General features: G+C 34.7%; 13 protein-coding genes. 5 read left to right on the top strand and 8 right to left on the bottom strand.

The genetic code is table 11. The annotated features are described in order from the left end of the window. Window positions 1-103 precede the first annotated feature (103 nt). Window positions 104-2,107, top strand: a complete 2,004-nt coding sequence (locus BC6307_RS19995; protein ID WP_066417553.1) for an acyltransferase family protein — start codon at window positions 104-106, stop codon at window positions 2,105-2,107. A 111-nt stretch (window positions 2,108-2,218) separates the two neighbouring features. Beyond that, complete coding sequence (locus tag BC6307_RS20000) at window positions 2,219-2,404, top strand: hypothetical protein (protein ID WP_066417555.1); 186 nt, start codon at window positions 2,219-2,221, stop codon at window positions 2,402-2,404. A gap of 35 nt (window positions 2,405-2,439) precedes the next feature. Here BC6307_RS20000 and BC6307_RS20005 read toward each other — a convergent pair whose 3' ends face one another. The 7 genes from BC6307_RS20005 to BC6307_RS20035 all read right to left on the bottom strand — a co-directional run bounded on the left by BC6307_RS20005 (window position 2,440) and on the right by BC6307_RS20035 (window position 12,066). Beyond that, window positions 2,440-3,720, bottom strand: coding sequence for a nucleotide sugar dehydrogenase (locus BC6307_RS20005; RefSeq protein WP_066417556.1), 1,281 nt, complete (start codon window positions 3,718-3,720; stop codon window positions 2,440-2,442). A gap of 164 nt (window positions 3,721-3,884) precedes the next feature. Further along, window positions 3,885-4,646 (bottom strand): glycosyltransferase family 2 protein, encoded by a 762-nt coding sequence (locus BC6307_RS20010; RefSeq protein WP_066417559.1) that lies wholly within the window; start codon window positions 4,644-4,646, stop codon window positions 3,885-3,887. Window positions 4,647-4,660: 14 nt separating this feature from the next. After that, complete coding sequence (locus tag BC6307_RS20015; RefSeq protein ID WP_066417562.1) at window positions 4,661-5,779, bottom strand: glycosyltransferase; 1,119 nt, start codon at window positions 5,777-5,779, stop codon at window positions 4,661-4,663. A 221-nt stretch (window positions 5,780-6,000) separates the two neighbouring features. Next, window positions 6,001-7,320, bottom strand: a complete 1,320-nt coding sequence (locus BC6307_RS20020) for an ABC transporter substrate-binding protein (protein ID WP_066417564.1) — start codon at window positions 7,318-7,320, stop codon at window positions 6,001-6,003. Window positions 7,321-7,346: 26 nt separating this feature from the next. After that, a complete protein-coding gene (locus tag BC6307_RS20025; protein WP_066417566.1) occupies window positions 7,347-8,156 on the bottom strand; it encodes a carbohydrate ABC transporter permease in 810 nt (269 codons plus the stop codon). Then, window positions 8,153-9,088 carry a carbohydrate ABC transporter permease gene (locus tag BC6307_RS20030; RefSeq protein WP_066417568.1) on the bottom strand — a complete coding sequence of 312 codons (936 nt, stop codon included), beginning with the start codon at window positions 9,086-9,088 and terminating at the stop codon, window positions 8,153-8,155. Before BC6307_RS20030 ends, BC6307_RS20025 begins: the two co-directional genes overlap by 4 nt. Before the next feature lie 455 nt (window positions 9,089-9,543). Beyond that, window positions 9,544-12,066: a leucine-rich repeat domain-containing protein gene (locus tag BC6307_RS20035; RefSeq protein WP_066420870.1), complete on the bottom strand. Its 2,523-nt coding sequence runs from the start codon at window positions 12,064-12,066 to the stop codon at window positions 9,544-9,546. A gap of 277 nt (window positions 12,067-12,343) precedes the next feature. Here BC6307_RS20035 and BC6307_RS20040 point away from each other — a divergent pair, with 277 nt between their 5' ends. Then, entirely contained in the window at window positions 12,344-13,279 is a 936-nt protein-coding gene (locus tag BC6307_RS20040) for an LCP family glycopolymer transferase (RefSeq protein ID WP_066420871.1), read from the top strand. Between the two features lie 47 nt (window positions 13,280-13,326). On the opposite strand, the gene mbcS is transcribed toward BC6307_RS20040, so the two are convergent. Continuing rightward, a complete protein-coding gene (gene mbcS / locus BC6307_RS20045) occupies window positions 13,327-14,904 on the bottom strand; it encodes an acyl-CoA synthetase MbcS (RefSeq protein ID WP_066420872.1) in 1,578 nt (525 codons plus the stop codon). A gap of 183 nt (window positions 14,905-15,087) precedes the next feature. On the opposite strand from mbcS, the gene BC6307_RS20050 reads away from it, so the two are divergent. Further along, entirely contained in the window at window positions 15,088-15,663 is a 576-nt protein-coding gene (locus BC6307_RS20050; RefSeq protein ID WP_066420873.1) for a DUF5317 domain-containing protein, read from the top strand. A 184-nt stretch (window positions 15,664-15,847) separates the two neighbouring features. Then, window positions 15,848-17,662: a bifunctional diguanylate cyclase/phosphohydrolase gene (locus BC6307_RS20055; protein ID WP_342351647.1), complete on the top strand. Its 1,815-nt coding sequence runs from the start codon at window positions 15,848-15,850 to the stop codon at window positions 17,660-17,662. Window positions 17,663-17,671 lie beyond the last annotated feature (9 nt).

Consider the following 17,671-nt stretch of genomic DNA (forward strand, 5'->3'; position numbering starts at 1 on the left):
TTACACATATGTGAATGTTCGTTATCATGTATGAGGAATAAGTCATACAAAACTTAAAGGGAAAATGGTCTTTTATAATTTATTGAAAGAAGGAATGGTCCTATTGGAAACAAACTTAAATCAACCTAGAAAATTCAGATACGAAATTGAAGGTTTAAGAGCAGTAGCTGCTTTACTAGTAGCTGTTTACCATATTTGGTTAGGTAATGTATCAGGAGGAGTGGATGTCTTTTTTATCGTATCAGGATTCTTAATAACTACTTCTCTATTAAAAAGAATGGAAAGATACAATAAGATAGATGTACTTGACTTTATCATTGGACTTGCAAAACGATTATTTCCAATGGCCTTTCTAGTATTATTTTCTGTTACGATTGCATGTATTATTTGGTTACCTCAAGTTCGGTGGGATCAAACGATACAAGAAATATTGGCTTCAGCTTTTTATTTTCAAAACTGGCAATTGGCCTTTAATGCCGTTGACTACTTAGCTCAAAATAACGAAGCAAGCCCTGTGCAACATTTTTGGGCATTATCCTTACAAGGTCAATTTTATATTATATGGCCTATTGTTATATTTGGTACAGCTTACCTTGTTAAATCGATATTCAAAAAAACATTTAAACAAAGCCTAGTAATGATGTTATTTACGGTATTTACATTATCGTTTATTTATTCAATTTATAGCACATATACTAACCAAGCTTGGGCTTACTTCAACACATTTGCAAGAGTATGGGAATTTAGCATGGGTGGAATCGTTGCTGTACTCGCATCTCATATTGTCTTACGTAAAACATTAAGCTTTGTTTTAGGTTGGGTTGGACTTGTCGCAATTATAAGTTGTGGTATTGTTATTCAAGTTTCAACTGTATTTCCTGGGTACGCTGCACTTTGGCCGACATTAGGCGGTGTATTTATTATTTTAGCCGGCGTTAGCGGAGGTAAATACGGAGTCCACCGTATTTTAACAAGCAAACCTTTATTAAAATTTGGTAGCATATCTTATGCCTTTTATTTGTGGCATTGGCCTGTATTAACTTTTTACTTTATTATTTCAGGAAATGAAACAGTATCAATTGCTCATGGAATTGTATTAATTCTACTATCCATGTTCTTATCCTACTTCTCTACTAAACTTATAGAAAAGCCGGTACGTTCATTGAAAGTCCCAAATAAAAACTGGAAAACAGTATCATTAATTTTAGCCTTTATGTTGCCAGTTGTTATTTTAACAAACACATGGTCCTTTACAGTGGAAAAACAGCACACGCAATTAGCAAGTGCAGTGATGACGGATGAATATCCTGGAGCTATGGCCCTCCTATACGATAATCAAGACGGTATATATACAGGAGATGCACCCGTGAAGCCTTCACCAATACAAGCTAGACAAGACCTCCCTAAAGTATATGAAGATGGTTGTCACCAAAACCAAACAGACACAAATGTTATTGAATGTATATACGGTGAAACAGAGAATGCCAAATATACAGTTGCTCTTGTTGGAGGTTCTCACTCTGCTCATTGGTTATCAGCACTTGAAGAAATAGCAATTTCCGAAAGTATAAAGATTTTAAGTTATACGAAGAGCGCTTGTCGTTTTACAACAGGCGATGATATGACTGAGTCTTGTCTTGAATGGAATAACAATTTAATTGATACTTTAATTGATAATAAACCTGATCTAATATTCACTACAGCTGATGTAGGAAACAGAAAGAATAATGTAGTTCCAGAAGGATTTATCGAGCAATGGGAAAAACTTAATGAAGCCGGATTAAAAGTATTCGCTATTAGAGATAATCCTTGGTTTGGTTTTGATGTGCCATCCTGTGTGGAAGAAAAAGGTGAAGATTCTTTGGAGTGTACAAAGGAAAGAGAGGATGTTTTATCTTCAATAAGCGCTTGGGAGAAACTAGATAATCCACCACCTAACGTATATTATGCTGATTTAAATGATTACATTTGTGATGACGAATACTGTAAACCTGTTATTGGAAATGTTCTTGTTTATAGAGATGCACATCATCTCACTGCAACTTACGCGCGGACATTAGCTCCAATGCTAAAAACACCACTAATAGACGCTTTACAAAGTAAATAACCATATAAAAACGTCGTATACTTCGACGTTTTTTCTTTTGAATTCTAATTGTATATTATTTTCACTTTTCGGGTATTAATAAAGTAATAATACTACTCGAGGTGAGAATAAATGTTCAAGAAAATTTTAAACTATTTTAATTCTAGACAAGTTCCTGAATATTATGTAGATGAGGAATTTGGACTTTATCAAGAAATAGATGAAGACCTCGGTATGGAGAACGAAAACGAAGAAAATGATAGTGATATTGATGATGATATTGATGAAATATATATTGACGATGAAAATTATTTGTAAAAAGTGTATTCCCAATGGGAATACACTTTTTTCTTTTACAATCTCCACAAATTAATGTTAGGAGGACAAGTATCTTTATTTAATTTAGCTTTAATATCTACAATAATACCTTTATCAGAGCTAAATAATTTATTATATTCATCCCACTCTTTATCAAGGTAGAATTTATGCGGAACAGCCATAACTACCGCATCAGCTGGTTTTAATTCTTCATAATTAGTTAGATCTACTCCGTATTCTTCTTTTGCTTCTTCAACAGATGCATATGGATCAGAAACTTGAACAGTTATTCCGTATTCTTCTAATTCACGAATTACATCAATAACTTTAGAATTTCGTAAGTCCGGCACATTTTCTTTGAAAGTTAATCCAAGAACTGTGACTGTTGAACCAAATACAGGAGATTTTTGTTGGATCATTTCTTTTACTAAAGCTGTCGCGATATACTTACCCATATTGTCGTTGATACGACGTCCAGCTAAAATTAACTCAGGACGATATCCAACCCTTTCTGATTTATGTGTTAAATAGTAAGGGTCTACACCAATACAATGACCACCAACAAGCCCAGGATTAAACTTCAGAAAATTCCATTTCGTCCCAGCAGCTTCTAATACTTCAGCCGTGTCTATATCCATACGGTCAAACATAATAGCTAATTCATTCATTAGGGCAATATTTAAATCACGTTGTGTATTTTCGATAATTTTAGCTGCTTCTGCAACTTTTAGAGAACTAGCTTTAAATACACCAGCCTCGACGACACTTTCATATACTTCAGCTACAATTTCTAAAACTTCAGGAGTTTGTCCAGAAACAACTTTTGTAATATTTCTAAAAGTATGTTCCTTATCCCCTGGATTAATTCTTTCTGGTGAATAACCAATAAAGAAATCTTCTCCAGCTTTTAGTCCAGATTCTTGCTCTAATATTGGTAAACATACTTCCTCTGTAGCTCCAGGATAAACTGTTGATTCATAAACAACAATTGTTCCCTTCGTTAAATTAGCACCTACAGTCTTGGAAGCACCTTCTAACGGACCAAAGTCAGGAAGCTTATTAATATTGATTGGAGTTGGGACTGCTACGATAATAAAGTCGCAGTCACGTAATCGTGATGGATCCATTGTGAAGTCTATATCCGCAGATTTTAGCTCATCCACATCTACTTCATTAGTATAATCCTCATTATTTTTTAAAGTATTTATTCTGTGCTCATTGATATCGAATCCTACAATATGGTGTCTTTGACCAAATGCAACCGCAACTGGTAATCCAACATACCCTAATCCTACTACACCAATTTTTCTATCCAATTTTGTCACCTCTTAGTTCAATTCAATTCAATTCAATTCAGTTGATGTTATCTTTTTATTGATGAATCACAATTATACTTTTTTTGAAAAATCTACTTCTTTTTTATGACATTCTTTACTATATAGTTTAATTAAAAAAAATTCAATTAAAAATATACAATTTTCTACAAAATTCTCTTAGCTTTATGAAATAAATGTATAATAAAAATAATAATACTTTTTACTAGACCAAACCCTTCAATCTCACGATAAACTTTCCAATTTTGTTTTGCCATTTTTAGTTTATTGCTTGAGACAGAGTTAGGTCGTTCCCTATATTTAGCTAGTACTTCTTGTAATCCATGGGCTTGAAACCCTTTTTTTAATATTGTTAACCAAAGTACCCAATCTTGACGAGTACGGATGTTCTCCATTTTCAAATTACCGACTTTTTCTTTGTCCACCATAACCGTTAGACATCCGATAACATTATCTTTAAGAAGTCGTTTATAAGAAAGTGTGTCAGGCGCTTCAACAATTGTTCCTATATCTTTCCCATCTTCATCTACTTTCATATATTTAGTGAATGAAAATGCAATGTCGTTCTCTTGCATGTGTAATAATTGCTTTTCTAATTTCTCGGGTAACCATTGGTCGTCACTGTCTAAAAAAGCTAAATATCGCCCTCTCGCGTTCTCCATAGCGGTATTTCGAGCAACAGCAGGACCACTATTCTTACTTAATTGAACTAGTTTAATTCGCGGGTCAGAATACTGCCTAACCATTTCAACAGTCTTATCTTTAGAGCAATCATCTACAATAATCATTTCCCAATTAACGTACGTTTGTTTAAGTACTGAATCTATTGCGTCCTTAATATACGCTTCTGAATTATAAGCAGGAGTCACGATAGAAATTAACGGATTATTATTTGTGTTACCTAGCATAAAGCTTTCTCCCTTTATGAATTTAGTGCCTGTAAAAACACCTCTTCATACTGTTTTACTATTTTTTTTGCATCAAAATGTGATGCTCGTTCGTAGCCTTTATTAATAATTTCTTCCACTTCTTCTTTTGGCTTAGATAGAATCAATAACATCTTTTCAGCCATCTCATCTGCATCTCCAACTTCACATAACTGACCGTAAAGACCGTTATACAACACTTCGGATGGACCAGATTTACAATTAGTTGATACAACTGGTACTCCAGTTGCTAAAGCCTCAGCGATAACATGGCTAAATCCTTCGTGTTTTGAAGATAACACGAATAAATCCGCATGCTTGAAGTAGATGTACGGATTACTTTGGAAACCGATGAAGTGTACTTTGTCGGCAATGCCTAATTCACTTGCTTGATTAGTCAATTGCTCCTTTAGAGGGCCTTCACCTAAAATAACTAATCGGCTTTTTATCTGTTCGTTTACTTTTGCAAAAGCTTGTAACAACGTTTTTTGATCCTTTTGCTCCACTAACCGTCCCGCTGTTACAATAACCTTTTCGTCCCGATTATAAAGATCCTGTACATGTGGATCCATTTTACCTTGATCGATTCTTTTATTGATAATCTCAACGTCAATTGGGTTATATACGACTTTAATATCAGAAGGCTTTACCTTATAGCGATTTACTAAGTTTTCTTTTACACCTTCTGACAATGATACGATTTGGTTCGAAAATTTATAGGCAAATCCAAATCCTAATAGCTGAAGATTTGTTTTCCAGTCTCCACCTAAATTATCTGCCTCGCGAATAACACATTTCGCTTTTGAATTAGCTAATTTTGTTGCAAGTATTGCTATCGTATTTACTCGTGGTATCGTACTAAATACAATATCAATTTCTTCCTTTTTAATAATACGTGATAATTCAAATATAGATCGACTTAAGCGTGTTGTACTCAACTTGATAAACTGAACATCATCTTTTAGTTCGCTTTCGTATGAGCCGTTAAAGTTAAGGGTAACTAATGTAGGCGAAAATTTAGTTCGATCTAAGTTATTAATAATATTTAATAACGTACGTGCAGCTCCACCGCCACCCATTTGATAAATAAAAAATAAAATTTTCACTTTTTGCATTTGTTTCAGCCTTTCTTATTTTGGCCTTATAATCCTTCTTACAATATACTGTAATTCGTTACTAGTTGACAAATTTCTACCGTACGATAACTTTTGTACAATAAATTGTCGTTTCTTATCTTATCAAAATTATGTAAATATATAAACCGTTACTTTTTATTACATCTAACAAAAAAAAAGGAAACTCATCAATGGACAAGTTTCCGGGTAGAACATAACTATTAATTTTTCAATGCTTCTGTAATTGCATCCGACGCTCTCTTTAACACTCCTTCTGGGTCTCCATTTTCATATAACTCTTCAATTGCATTTTCCACAATGTTCCGCGCTTCTGGAAATACGTTCATTAAGGCTCCTTGTGTCGCAGGAGTTAATTGTGTGTTTTGAAGTTGTTGAACAGCAGTTGTGAACTGAGGGTGCTCTTCGTAAACAGCTTTTAATGTATCTTCTTCATAAGCCGCTTTCGTAATTGGGAAGTAACCGGTTGCTGCTGCCCACTTTGCTTGCATTCCTGGTTGAGTTGAAAACTTAATAAACTCCCAAGCCGCATCTTGCGTGTCCTCTGAAACTTGGTTTGTCATCCATAAAGAACCACCACCAACGATAACACCATTTGGCCCAACACTATCTGGGTGTGGTAGGAAGGCCGTACCAACTTCAAACGGAGAATGTGTAACATTATCTCGAGTAGCTGCCGTACTATCTAAATACATGGCAAGCTGACCTGCACGGAATGCTGCACGAATATCATCCCACGTCCGACCGAAGTTTCCTAAATAGCCACTTTCGTTCATGTCATGTAAAAAGTTGAAAACCGCTTGCCCTTCCGTACCGTCAATTGTCGCTTTAGTTGGATTTCCACTTCTGCCGTTATCAGCATCTAAATATAAACCACCTTGGTTTGCTAATAATTGCTCAAAAAACCATCCGTAAATTAAAATCGCAAATCCATACACTTCCGTTTCATTTCCACTTTTCTTTGTTAGTTTTTCAGCAGCTGCTTTCACTTCAGAGAACGTTGCTGGAGGATTTTCCGGGTCTAATCCCACCTCCGCAAACATGTCTTTGTTGTAGAACATAATCGCATTCGACGTATTAAACGGCATCGAATATAGTTCACCATCTAGCTGATAATACCCTAAAATATTTTCCTCTAAATCACTTAAGTCATAATTATTCTCGTCAATAAACTTTTGCATCGGTGTTATAAAGCCACTTTCACTCATATATTTCGTTCCAACCTCGTACACTTGGACAAGTGCTGGCGCTTCACTTGAACCTCCAACTGCACGCAATTGGTTTAGCAGCTCCTCGTAACTACCTTGATAAACGGCTTCTACTTGCACTGAATCAGATTGCGCGTTGAAGTCCGCAACCATTTGATCAATCGCTTCTCCAGGCCCTCCGCCCATCGCATGCCAAAATGTCACAACTTTCTTTCCATCTTCCGTAACTGTCTCCCCACCACTGTTACTACAAGCTGCAGCAAATACTAGTACTGAGGCGATAACTACTAGTAGTAATGACCTTTTCCAATTCATTCTTTTTCCCCCTTGTTTTGAAGCATTTATCCTTTTAAAGCTCCAGCTAGAAGACCTTTTCGAATATACTTCAAGCCGAAGAATAAAAGCAGAAGTGTTGGCAGTAAAATTAGCACTACCGCTGCCATGACCATGTTCCAGTTCGTAGACGATTCTTGTGCAATCATCATTTTCAAACCAATCTGAACTGTGCGAACATCGTTATTACTCGTAACTAATAGTGGCCATAAATACATATTCCACGTTGTTAAAAAACCATAAATACCAAGTGCGCTTAACGTAGACTTAGATAGGGGCAATACAAATGACCAATAAAAACGAAATCGAGAGCACCCATCCATTTGAGCCGATTCAAAAATGTCTCTTGGAATGGTTAGGAAGTGTTGACGTAATAGGAAGACACCAAATGCTAAAGCGAAAAACGGCAGCGTTAATCCTTGGTACGTGTTCATCCACCCTAAATTTAAAATCGTTAAGTAGTTTGGAATAACCGTTGCTTCCCACGGGATAAGCATCGTTGACAAGAAAACGAAAAATAAAAAATTTCTTCCTTTAAAAGGAATAAACACGAAAGCATATGCAGCTAGACTACAAACTACTAATTGACCAAGCATGACAATGAAGGAAACAACAAAACTATTAAAAAGAAATTGTAAGATTGGAACCCGATTGACAGCTTGACTATAAGCCTCCAAGCTAGGCGATGAAGGAATTAGTGCACCACTAAAAATCTCTTGCGGTGTCATCATACTAGCTGAAATAGCATATAAAATAGGCGCAAACAACAAAAAGGCCGACAAAGTTAGGAGTATATATATAATGATTTTTTTGATCATTGATAATGCACCCTCTTTTCGCCAACCTTAAACTGTACAATCGTAAATACTAATATGATTAAGAATAGGACAATGGCCTGTGCACTTGCATAGCCAAATCTACCGTTATAGAATGCTTCACGATATATAGAATAAACTATTAGATTCGTAGAGTTAGAAGGGCCTCCACCTGTTAAAATATCAATTTGACCAAACGTTTGGAACGAGTTAATCAACGTTACAACGCTAACAAAAAATAATGTGGGAGATAGTAATGGGAGTGTGATACTAAATAATTGTCGCCAATAGCCAGCACCATCCATTTTTGCACTTTCATATAACTCTTCTGAAATATTTTGAATACCACCAAGCAGAATAATAAAATTAAAACCAATATTCATCCAAATGGTAGTAATAGCTACTGATACTAGTGCCCACGAAGAAGAGGTTAACCATTTAATAGAGCCTATTCCAAGTAACCCTAATATGTTATTAAGTACACCGAGTGTAGGATGAAAGAAAAACAACCATATCGTCGCCCCAGCAGCTACCGATATTCCAAGCGATGAAGAAAAAACAATTCGAAAAAAGCCTATTCCTCTTAATTTTTCACTAGCAATAACGGCTAATGCGAGTGCAATGACAATTCCAGTGGGAACGGTATAAAGAACAAATAGAAATGTAGATTTTAGACTACCTAAAAAAAGCTCGGATTGAAATAGCCGTGTATAGTGATCAAACCCTACAAATCCTTGTACAATCCCCGCCCCAGCAGTTTGGAAGAAACTAAAATATAATGTCTTAAACATTGGATAAAATAAGAAAACAACTAAGAAAAATAAAGCTGGCGACAAATAAAGCATGCCAGTCCAAAATAACTTCCTTTCCCTACGCTTCCGATATGTTTTTGCTGTCAAATCTTTTCTCGACTCAACAGCGATATTAGGCTCCATTTAACCACTCCTTCCTCTATAATCACAATATCTTTCAGCCCGTATGGTCACATTCAGTAAAGTGTATACAGGCCCGTATATTTTTATTCCAAAATATTCTAGAACAAAAGATGTAGATGTAGAAAAAGGAGGATAGTACTATTTAAATTTCCTTTAGAAACGGTTCGATCAATTACGATACAGCATAATTTCCTGTCGAATATTTCCTCGGAAATTTGTCAAATGCTTTCTTAATTTGGACTAAGTGTCGAATAAAAGAACAAAAGCGTAGGCGGCTCGCTCAGGTCCAATCAAACTGGAGCCTTTCCGCAGGAGATAAAGGAATCACGGCGAACGTCAGTGAGTCGATGATGACTTATCGTACGGAGGAAAGGTGAAGTTTGAGCTGGACCTAGCCGCCGGAGATAGACGACAAAAAAATGAGCTAGCTCTTATTAGAGTTAGCTCATCATTATTTATACTATTCGTCTTCGTCTGTTAAACAATAGGGTTATTCCACCAATTGTTAGTAACACAAATCCAACAACCAAGAAATTCATCATATTTGTTGCTGTTTTCGGTAGTTTATTTCCTGTGTTACTTATTTTTTCTTCTTTTTCCCCTTCATTTTTTGAAGCCCCATCACCTTTACCTGTTTCCACTTTGTCATTTTCTTTTTCTTCTTTTTCTTCTTTTTCTTCTTTTTCTTCTTCGTCTATCGGTTGTTCCTCTACTTCAGCTAAAGTTTCGATCTCCATTTCATTATAATCAATGAAATCACCGTACTCATCATATGCTGCAATACCTACTGTATATACCGTTTCAGATAGTAACTCGGAGAAATAGAAATATTCTTCATTTACAATATCAACTAGCTCCCCATCTAAATATACTTCATAATGATCTACCTCATATTCACCAGCGTAGAACCACTCTAATTCAATTTCCGAGCTTGTTACATCTAGTAAATGGAAGTATAAATCAGAAGAACCATAGAAATCTTCTTCAGTTAAGAAGACGATAACTCCTCTTTCTTCTAATAGCTGTACGATACGTAATTCCTCCGAACCTTCTTCAAAAGTTAAAGAAGGAATGTTAAATAGAGTCACCATTTCTAAATACTCTAACTCTAGCAATACAGAGATATCAGAAATATTCGTATCGTGTAAAAGTAAGTAATACAAGTCAATCAAGGTAGAAAGAACGTTAATATTTGTAATTGGATTGTTCGATACATCTAAAAAGATTAATGGTAAATTTTCTAAAGCTGTTAAATCTGAAACATTATTACTTCCTACAGATAAAAAGATTAAAGGTAAATTCTTTAATGGAGTTAAATCTGTTATTTCATTACCTTCAACATATAACATTTCTAAATTCGTAGCCTTTTCCAACCCTTCAAGGCTTGTTATGCCTAAGAACCCAGCGTCTAACCACTCTAATCTTTCCATATCAGATTCATAGATTGGACGATTTTTAATGTAAAGACTTGTTTTTATTGCTTGTTCTAACATTTCATCTTCTATAACTACAATTTCTCCAGTTGGCAGAGGTAGTGTATGAAATAGGTAATATCCAACATCTACCACTTCCCCATTTTGGTCATATACATGAACTTCTAGCTCATATTCCGTATCTGGATTTAAGTTTGTCAGTTCTATTTCAAATTCTGTTGTTTCCGTTAAATATTCTCCGTTTAAATAAACTTTGTACGTATAATTTGGATTTTCCTCATCGAAATGCCACCAATAAAAATATGCACTATTTTCATTAACGCCTTCTAACCATATTTCAAAGTTTTCATAGTAATACTCATCGAAAACATCAATATATACACCCGCATCAAACAACGCCATTAATAACTCATATGTTGACGTACCCTCTGAATAATCTACATTTGTCCCTTCAATTGTTAAATGTGTTAAATGCGTAAAGTTTTCAATTACTTGTATGGAAGATACATTCGTTTCATGTAGAAAGAGATATTCTAAATTAACAAGAGTATCAAGGCTACTAATATCTGCTACAGGATTATTCGCAAGCCAAAGAGTAACTAGATTCGTTAATCCCCTTAATGGTGTTACATCAGTTATGTTGTTCATATCTAAGTCTAAGTCAACTAAATTAGTTAACTCGCTTAAGTAAGAAATATTTCTAATTTTATTTCCAAAAATATATAAAACTTTTAGGTTAGTAGCTTTTTCAATCCCTGATAGATTACTAATCCCCATATTAGATGCATCTAAATAAGTAAGCTGTTCCATATCACTTTCATAAATGTCACGCGTAACACCAATTTGTTGTTGAATAGCTTGTTTAAGCTTAGCATCTGTAAAAGTCACTTTATTTCCTGTCGGCATTTTCCAAGTTTTTGCAGTAAGGCTATTTTCGACAATTAGTTTTCCCGAACTATTATATGCTTCTACTTTTACGTAATATTCCGTATCTGGTTGTAAATTAGTAAAAGTATATTCAGTTGTACGATGATTAGGAGATAATACTAAACTATCATTCAAGTATATTTTATAGGATGAAACTCTTTCACTTTCCGAATATGCACCCCAATATATACGAAAACTATTTTCATTCACATAAACCGTGTCAACAAACAGAAAATCACCGTCAATGAACTCTATCTCGTCATCAAGATTAATTTCTTCGCGAATTGCTTGTTTTTCTTCATCAACAGGTTGTTCTACTACTTCATTTTCTTCCGCTTCTTCTGGAATTTCTTCTACTGTTGCTTCAGTTAAATCTACTTCCTCTGTAATTTCTTCTTCTTCTGTAACTACATCTTCAACTGCTTCCTCAACTATCTCTTCTTCTGATGTACTCTCTTCAGATGCTTCCGTATTAAACGGCTCGTCAGTGTTTACTGTCTCTTCTTTCAGTTGAATTTCTTCCCCGGGCTGAACAGGTTCTTCAGCAAAAGTGGAAATTGGACTTAGTAGAGAGATTAGTAACGTTAAAATTACTAAAATAGAAAAGCCCTTTCTCATTTCCCATCCTCCTAAAATTATTATCAAACAAGATGATTATATATCGTATTACTATTTTTTGGAATATAGTAAACTTTCGAAAAACAACAATATTTTTCGACATAAATTTTAGTGTAAAGATGATGTAATTTGTTTGGAAGAAACCTAATAAAAGCAGAAATCTATTAAACGTTACATAAGCTTGTGCAAAATTAAAAATTTACAATATATTCGATGTACATTCGTGTCGAAAAACCGTATAATTCAAAGTAGAATATACAGATAAAGGAAGAAATTAATGAGAAAAAAACTAAAAAACTTAAAAAAGTGGCAGAAATATACTTTCTTAATAATCGGTGTTTTATTTTTAGTCGTTGGAAGTATGGTAGGTTATGCATTTTATAATGTGAATAAAACATTAAGTACGATGCATCAACCGATTGAGAGAGAGCATTCAGATAAACGTCCTGAAAAAGTAAACTTTATAGAACAAGATCCAATTTCTATTCTCTTAATTGGAGTAGATTCTAGAAACGGCAATTTAGAGAGAGGCCTCTCAGACACCTTAATGGTTATAACGGTAAATCCAGACGACAAATCGATGAAAATGGTAAGTATTCCACGAGATACAAGAACGGAAATAGTCGGTAAAGGTTTTGAGGATAAAATAAATCATGCCCATTCGTTCGGTGGAGTGGAAATGGCTATTCCTACTGTCGAAAACTTTTTAGATATACCGATTGATTATTACGTAAAGATCAATATGGAAGGCTTTAAAGATTTAGTAGATGCTGTAGGAGGAGTAGAAGTCAACAATAGTTTTGCCTTTTCTACCGGCGGAATGGACTTTCCAGAAGGGAAGATTTCTTTAAACGGTAAAGAAGCATTAGCGTTTTCTCGAATGAGGAAGCAAGACCCTCGTGGTGATTTCGGACGAACAGATCGACAAAAGCAAATAGTTCAAGCTGTTATTAAAAAAGGCGCGTCATTCTCTGGCATAACAAACTTAGACTCTATTTTAAATGCTATTGGCCAAAATGTTAAAACAGATATAGCATCAACAGAGATGCTAGATATTCAAAAAAATTATAAAGAGGCAATAAATGACCTTGAAGTTCTTCAAATAACCGGAACTGGAACGACGATTAGCCGTATCTACTATTTACAAGTTCCTGAAGAAGAACGTTTACGCATTTCTACTATTTTAAAAGAACATTTAAAATTAAATGAGTAATAGGAAAAGCAGGGAATCTCACAATTGTGAAGCCCTGCTTTTTTCTTTTATACGCTAGTCATTTCTTTTTGCCTTAACTCAATTCTTCTAATTTTTCCAGACGTTGTTTTCGGTAGATCCTCTACAAACTCGATTTTCCTCGGATATTTATACGGTGCCGTCAATTGTTTTACATGCTCTTGTAATGTTGGGATTAACTTCGGATCATTAGAATCAATTTCATTTTGTAATACGATGAACGCCTTTACGACTGTCCCACGTACTTCATCAGGACTAGCTACAACTGCGCATTCGCGAACGTACGGATGTTTTACTAAAGCATCTTCTACTTCAAACGGGCCAATCGTATAACCGGAGCTAATAATAATATCGTCTCCTCTCCCTTCAAACCAAAAATAACCGTCCTCATCTTTTTTCGCTTTGTCCCCAGTTATATAGTATTCTCCTCTAAACTGACGAGAAGTTCGCTCTGGATCTTTATAATACCTTTTAAATAACGCCGGTGTACTAACGTGAACAGCAATATCTCCTACTACTCCTGGATCACACACTTCACCTTCATCATTAATAACTTCTACTACATTACCTGGCGTCGGTTTTCCCATTGAACCAGGTTTTATTTCCATTCCTTTTAACACACCAAGCAATAACGTATTTTCTGTTTGTCCGTAGCCGTCACGCACTTCAACATGAAAGTGACGTTTGAACGTATCAATTACTTCCCGATTTAATGGCTCTCCAGCAGAGACGGCACTATGTAATCCTTTTAATGAATAATCATTTAAGTTTTCCACTTTCGCCATTAAGCGATATTCTGTTGGTGTACAACATAATACATTTATTTGGTATTGATCTAACAACTGTAAATATTTATTCGGTTCAAACTTACCATTATATACGAACCCTGTTGCCCCAGATCCTAAAGTAGAAAGAAAAGGGCTCCAAATCCATTTTTGCCATCCAGGTCCAGCAGTTGCCCAAACAACATCATTTTCCTCAATAGCTAACCAATGGGGTGCAGCGGTTCTTAAATGTGCAAACGCCCAACCGTGTGTGTGGACAACACCTTTCGGATTTCCAGTTGTACCTGACGTATACGATAAAAATGCAATATCGTCTCTTAAAGTTTCTGCTGTTGCTAGTTGATTCGATTGTAATGTCATTTCTTCTTCAAGTTGAATCCAACCGTCTTTTTGATTTCCGACTACAAAACGGGGACTATCCTTGATATTCTCTACTTTCTCTAACTCTTCTACGTAAGGAAAATAGGAAACGACTGCCTTTACATCACCATGCTCGATTCGATAAGCAAAGTCTTTTGCACGTAGCATTTCTGAACACGGAATAACGACCAAACCTGCCTTTAACGCTCCTAAATAAACTTCGTATGCTTCCACAAGCCTTGGTACGACTACTAGGACAACATCACCTTTTTCAAGGCCTTTATTTAAAAAAACATTTCCAATCTTATTCGCACTATCTACTAATCTCTCATATGTAATTGCCTTACTTTCACCTAATTCATTTTCCCAAATTAAGGCTACTTTCTTTTTGTCTGAAGTAAATCTTTCCACTTCAGAAACTAAATTATACTGTTCTGGAGCAATCAAATCTTCTCTTTTCATTGGACACACTCCTCTTTAAAATTAACTTCTTTTAATTGTACTAAAAATTAAGAATTATTTGAATAAGTGTTTATGTCCAATTTATTGCAAATATTGTCTAGTTTTGTAGGAATATATGTTATAAAAGTAATTTATTTATGATATTATCTTATAGTAAACACCAATCAACTCGGAGGAAAGAAAATGGTTTATGACGGTATATTGGTTGGAATAATAGTTGCCCTTCTTAGAGGAGGAAACTTCAGTAAATTTGCAGAGTTAAAGTTTAAGTATGCTCTAGTTTTCCCTATTTTACTAATAGTGCAAATTACTATATTTGCTATCCAAAACAAATTTGAATTAGTAGGAAATTATAGCAACATTACTTTTATGTTAATCTACGTAATTGGTATTTACCTATTATGGCTTAATAGAGAACATAGAGGGTTTAATTTAATTTTAGTTGGAGTAGTTTTAAATTTCATAGTTATGGCAGTAAACGGGGGAAGAATGCCTGTTTCAATAGAAGCAAGTCAAATGCTTGACCCATATTTCGTTGAAGCTTTAACAAATAGCTTATATGGAAAACATGAGGCAATAACAGAAGCTACTAGACTAGCATTTCTTGGTGATATTATCCCATTGCAAGCTCCGTATCCTAAAGAACAGGTTATCAGTATTGGAGACGTTATAATGAATATTGGTGTTTTCATTTTTATTCAATATGTAATGGTGGAAAGTCGAAAAAACGCAAATAAAGTTTCTAGTTCTACAAATTAAATACAATTAAATATTTGAAGGAGGTGACAAACATGAGCGCAAAAACAAAAAACACTATTATCAACCTAGTAGTTTTAGGATCATTAATTGTTGCACTAACTTCAGGTTATAAGTTAGTCTAATAATGGTGGGAGGAGTAATACTATATATTGCTTCTCCTAATATTTTTGAAAGTGGTATGCATATGAAATTTTTACAGAAATTATATATTTTCACTATATGTATTATTGGTATACCTTTAGCTATTTATCATCTGTCCCCCCTTAATGTAACGATACAGGGATGGGTTCTTATATATATATTAACAGGCTCAATTTTACTACTGAATTTCTTTATTATATTTTTACCTCCTAAAGGTAATGCTCTGTCAATGGACAGTTCCATTTATCTCGCTTGTATTTTCCTTTTTGGTCTCGATATTACGTTACTAGTACTATTACTAAGTAGCCTTTTAGGTTTATTTATTAGAAAAACTACATGGTGGAAGCACCTTTTTAACTTTTCAATTTATACTATAATGATTGTTGGTTCCTATTATTCATATATACTGTTCAATGGCACTCAAGATGGAACAAATTTCACAAACCTATTGCCTTACCTTGTTGCACTTACAGTTTACTTCTCATTAAATGTCATTATGATTAGTGCATACTTTTTCATCCTTGAGCCAAAAGATGCAGTACAACTAATTAGGAATCTCTCTAAAAAAGGAATTATAAAAGAATCTATAGTCAGCTACGTGAGTACACTATTATTAGCTCTAGTTTTAACTATTCTATTAGAGGCAAACAGTTATTTTGGACTTTTTCTTTTCATTTCCCTAGTTGTATCACTATCCTTCGCCTTTACTAAATTCTTTACCCTTTATAAAGAAGTAGAAGAAAAAGCAAATAAAGACTTTTTAACTGACTTGTTTAACCATGGTTATTTTAAACTACAACTAGATGAACATATTAAACAAATGGAATCGTACGAAGCATTTTCTGTTGCAATTTTAGATATTGATGATTTCAAAAAATATAATGATTTGAATGGTCACTTGCAAGGTGATGAGTTATTAAAGTATTTTGGTTCTTATTTAAAAGAAAAAACGGAACCATTCGGATATTTACCTGCAAGATATGGTGGAGAAGAATTTACAATTTTAATGCCTAAAACAGATAAGCGGGCAGCTTCAGCATTCTTAAATAAAATCCGAAAAGAACTGAACGACACACATTTTAACGGTAGTGATGATCTCCCTCTTCAATGTTTATCTTTCTCAGCGGGAATCGCGCAATATGAAGAAGATACGTATAATTCAGCTGAACTATTAAATAAAGCAGATAAAGCAATGTATTATGCAAAAGCTCAAGGGAAAAACACTGTTCAAATATACGAAGAAAATTCTCATTTATATAATGAAGAGCATTTTCTACTTAAAGAAATAGATGCTCTCGAGCAGCAACTTTCTATCTTTTTATCAAAAGATATGTACACATACCAACATAGTAAACGTGTCTTCACTTACGCAGTTGAAATGGCCAATCGCCTTCCATTAACGAGTGAAGAACGCCGCGAGCTCATACTTGGTGCTCTTATCCATGATATCGGGAAGCTAGAAATACCTCGTGACATTATTAATAAAAAAGGGAAACTCGATGCCCACGAATGGGACTTAATGAAAAAGCACGTTACGTGGGGGAAAGAAATTATGGCCTCGACGAAAAAGTATGATGACCTCATTCCGCTAGTAGAGCTACACCATGAACGGTTCGACGGAAAAGGATATCCTTACGGGCTAGTAGGTGAAAAAATCCCTAAACTAGCACGTATACTTTGTGTTATTGATTCTTTTGACGCAATGACAACGGAAAGACCGTATCAACGAACAAAAACATTCCAAGAAGGAATAGATGAGTTGAATCGTTGTGCTGGTGAACAATTTGATCCAGTCTTCGTTAAGCCATTTATTCGAATGATTCAAGAAAAATATCCTGAGAAGGTTAATAATAATTAAACAAGACAA

The organism is Sutcliffiella cohnii (assembly GCF_002250055.1).
Taxonomy (GTDB): domain Bacteria; phylum Bacillota; class Bacilli; order Bacillales; family Bacillaceae_I; genus Sutcliffiella; species Sutcliffiella cohnii.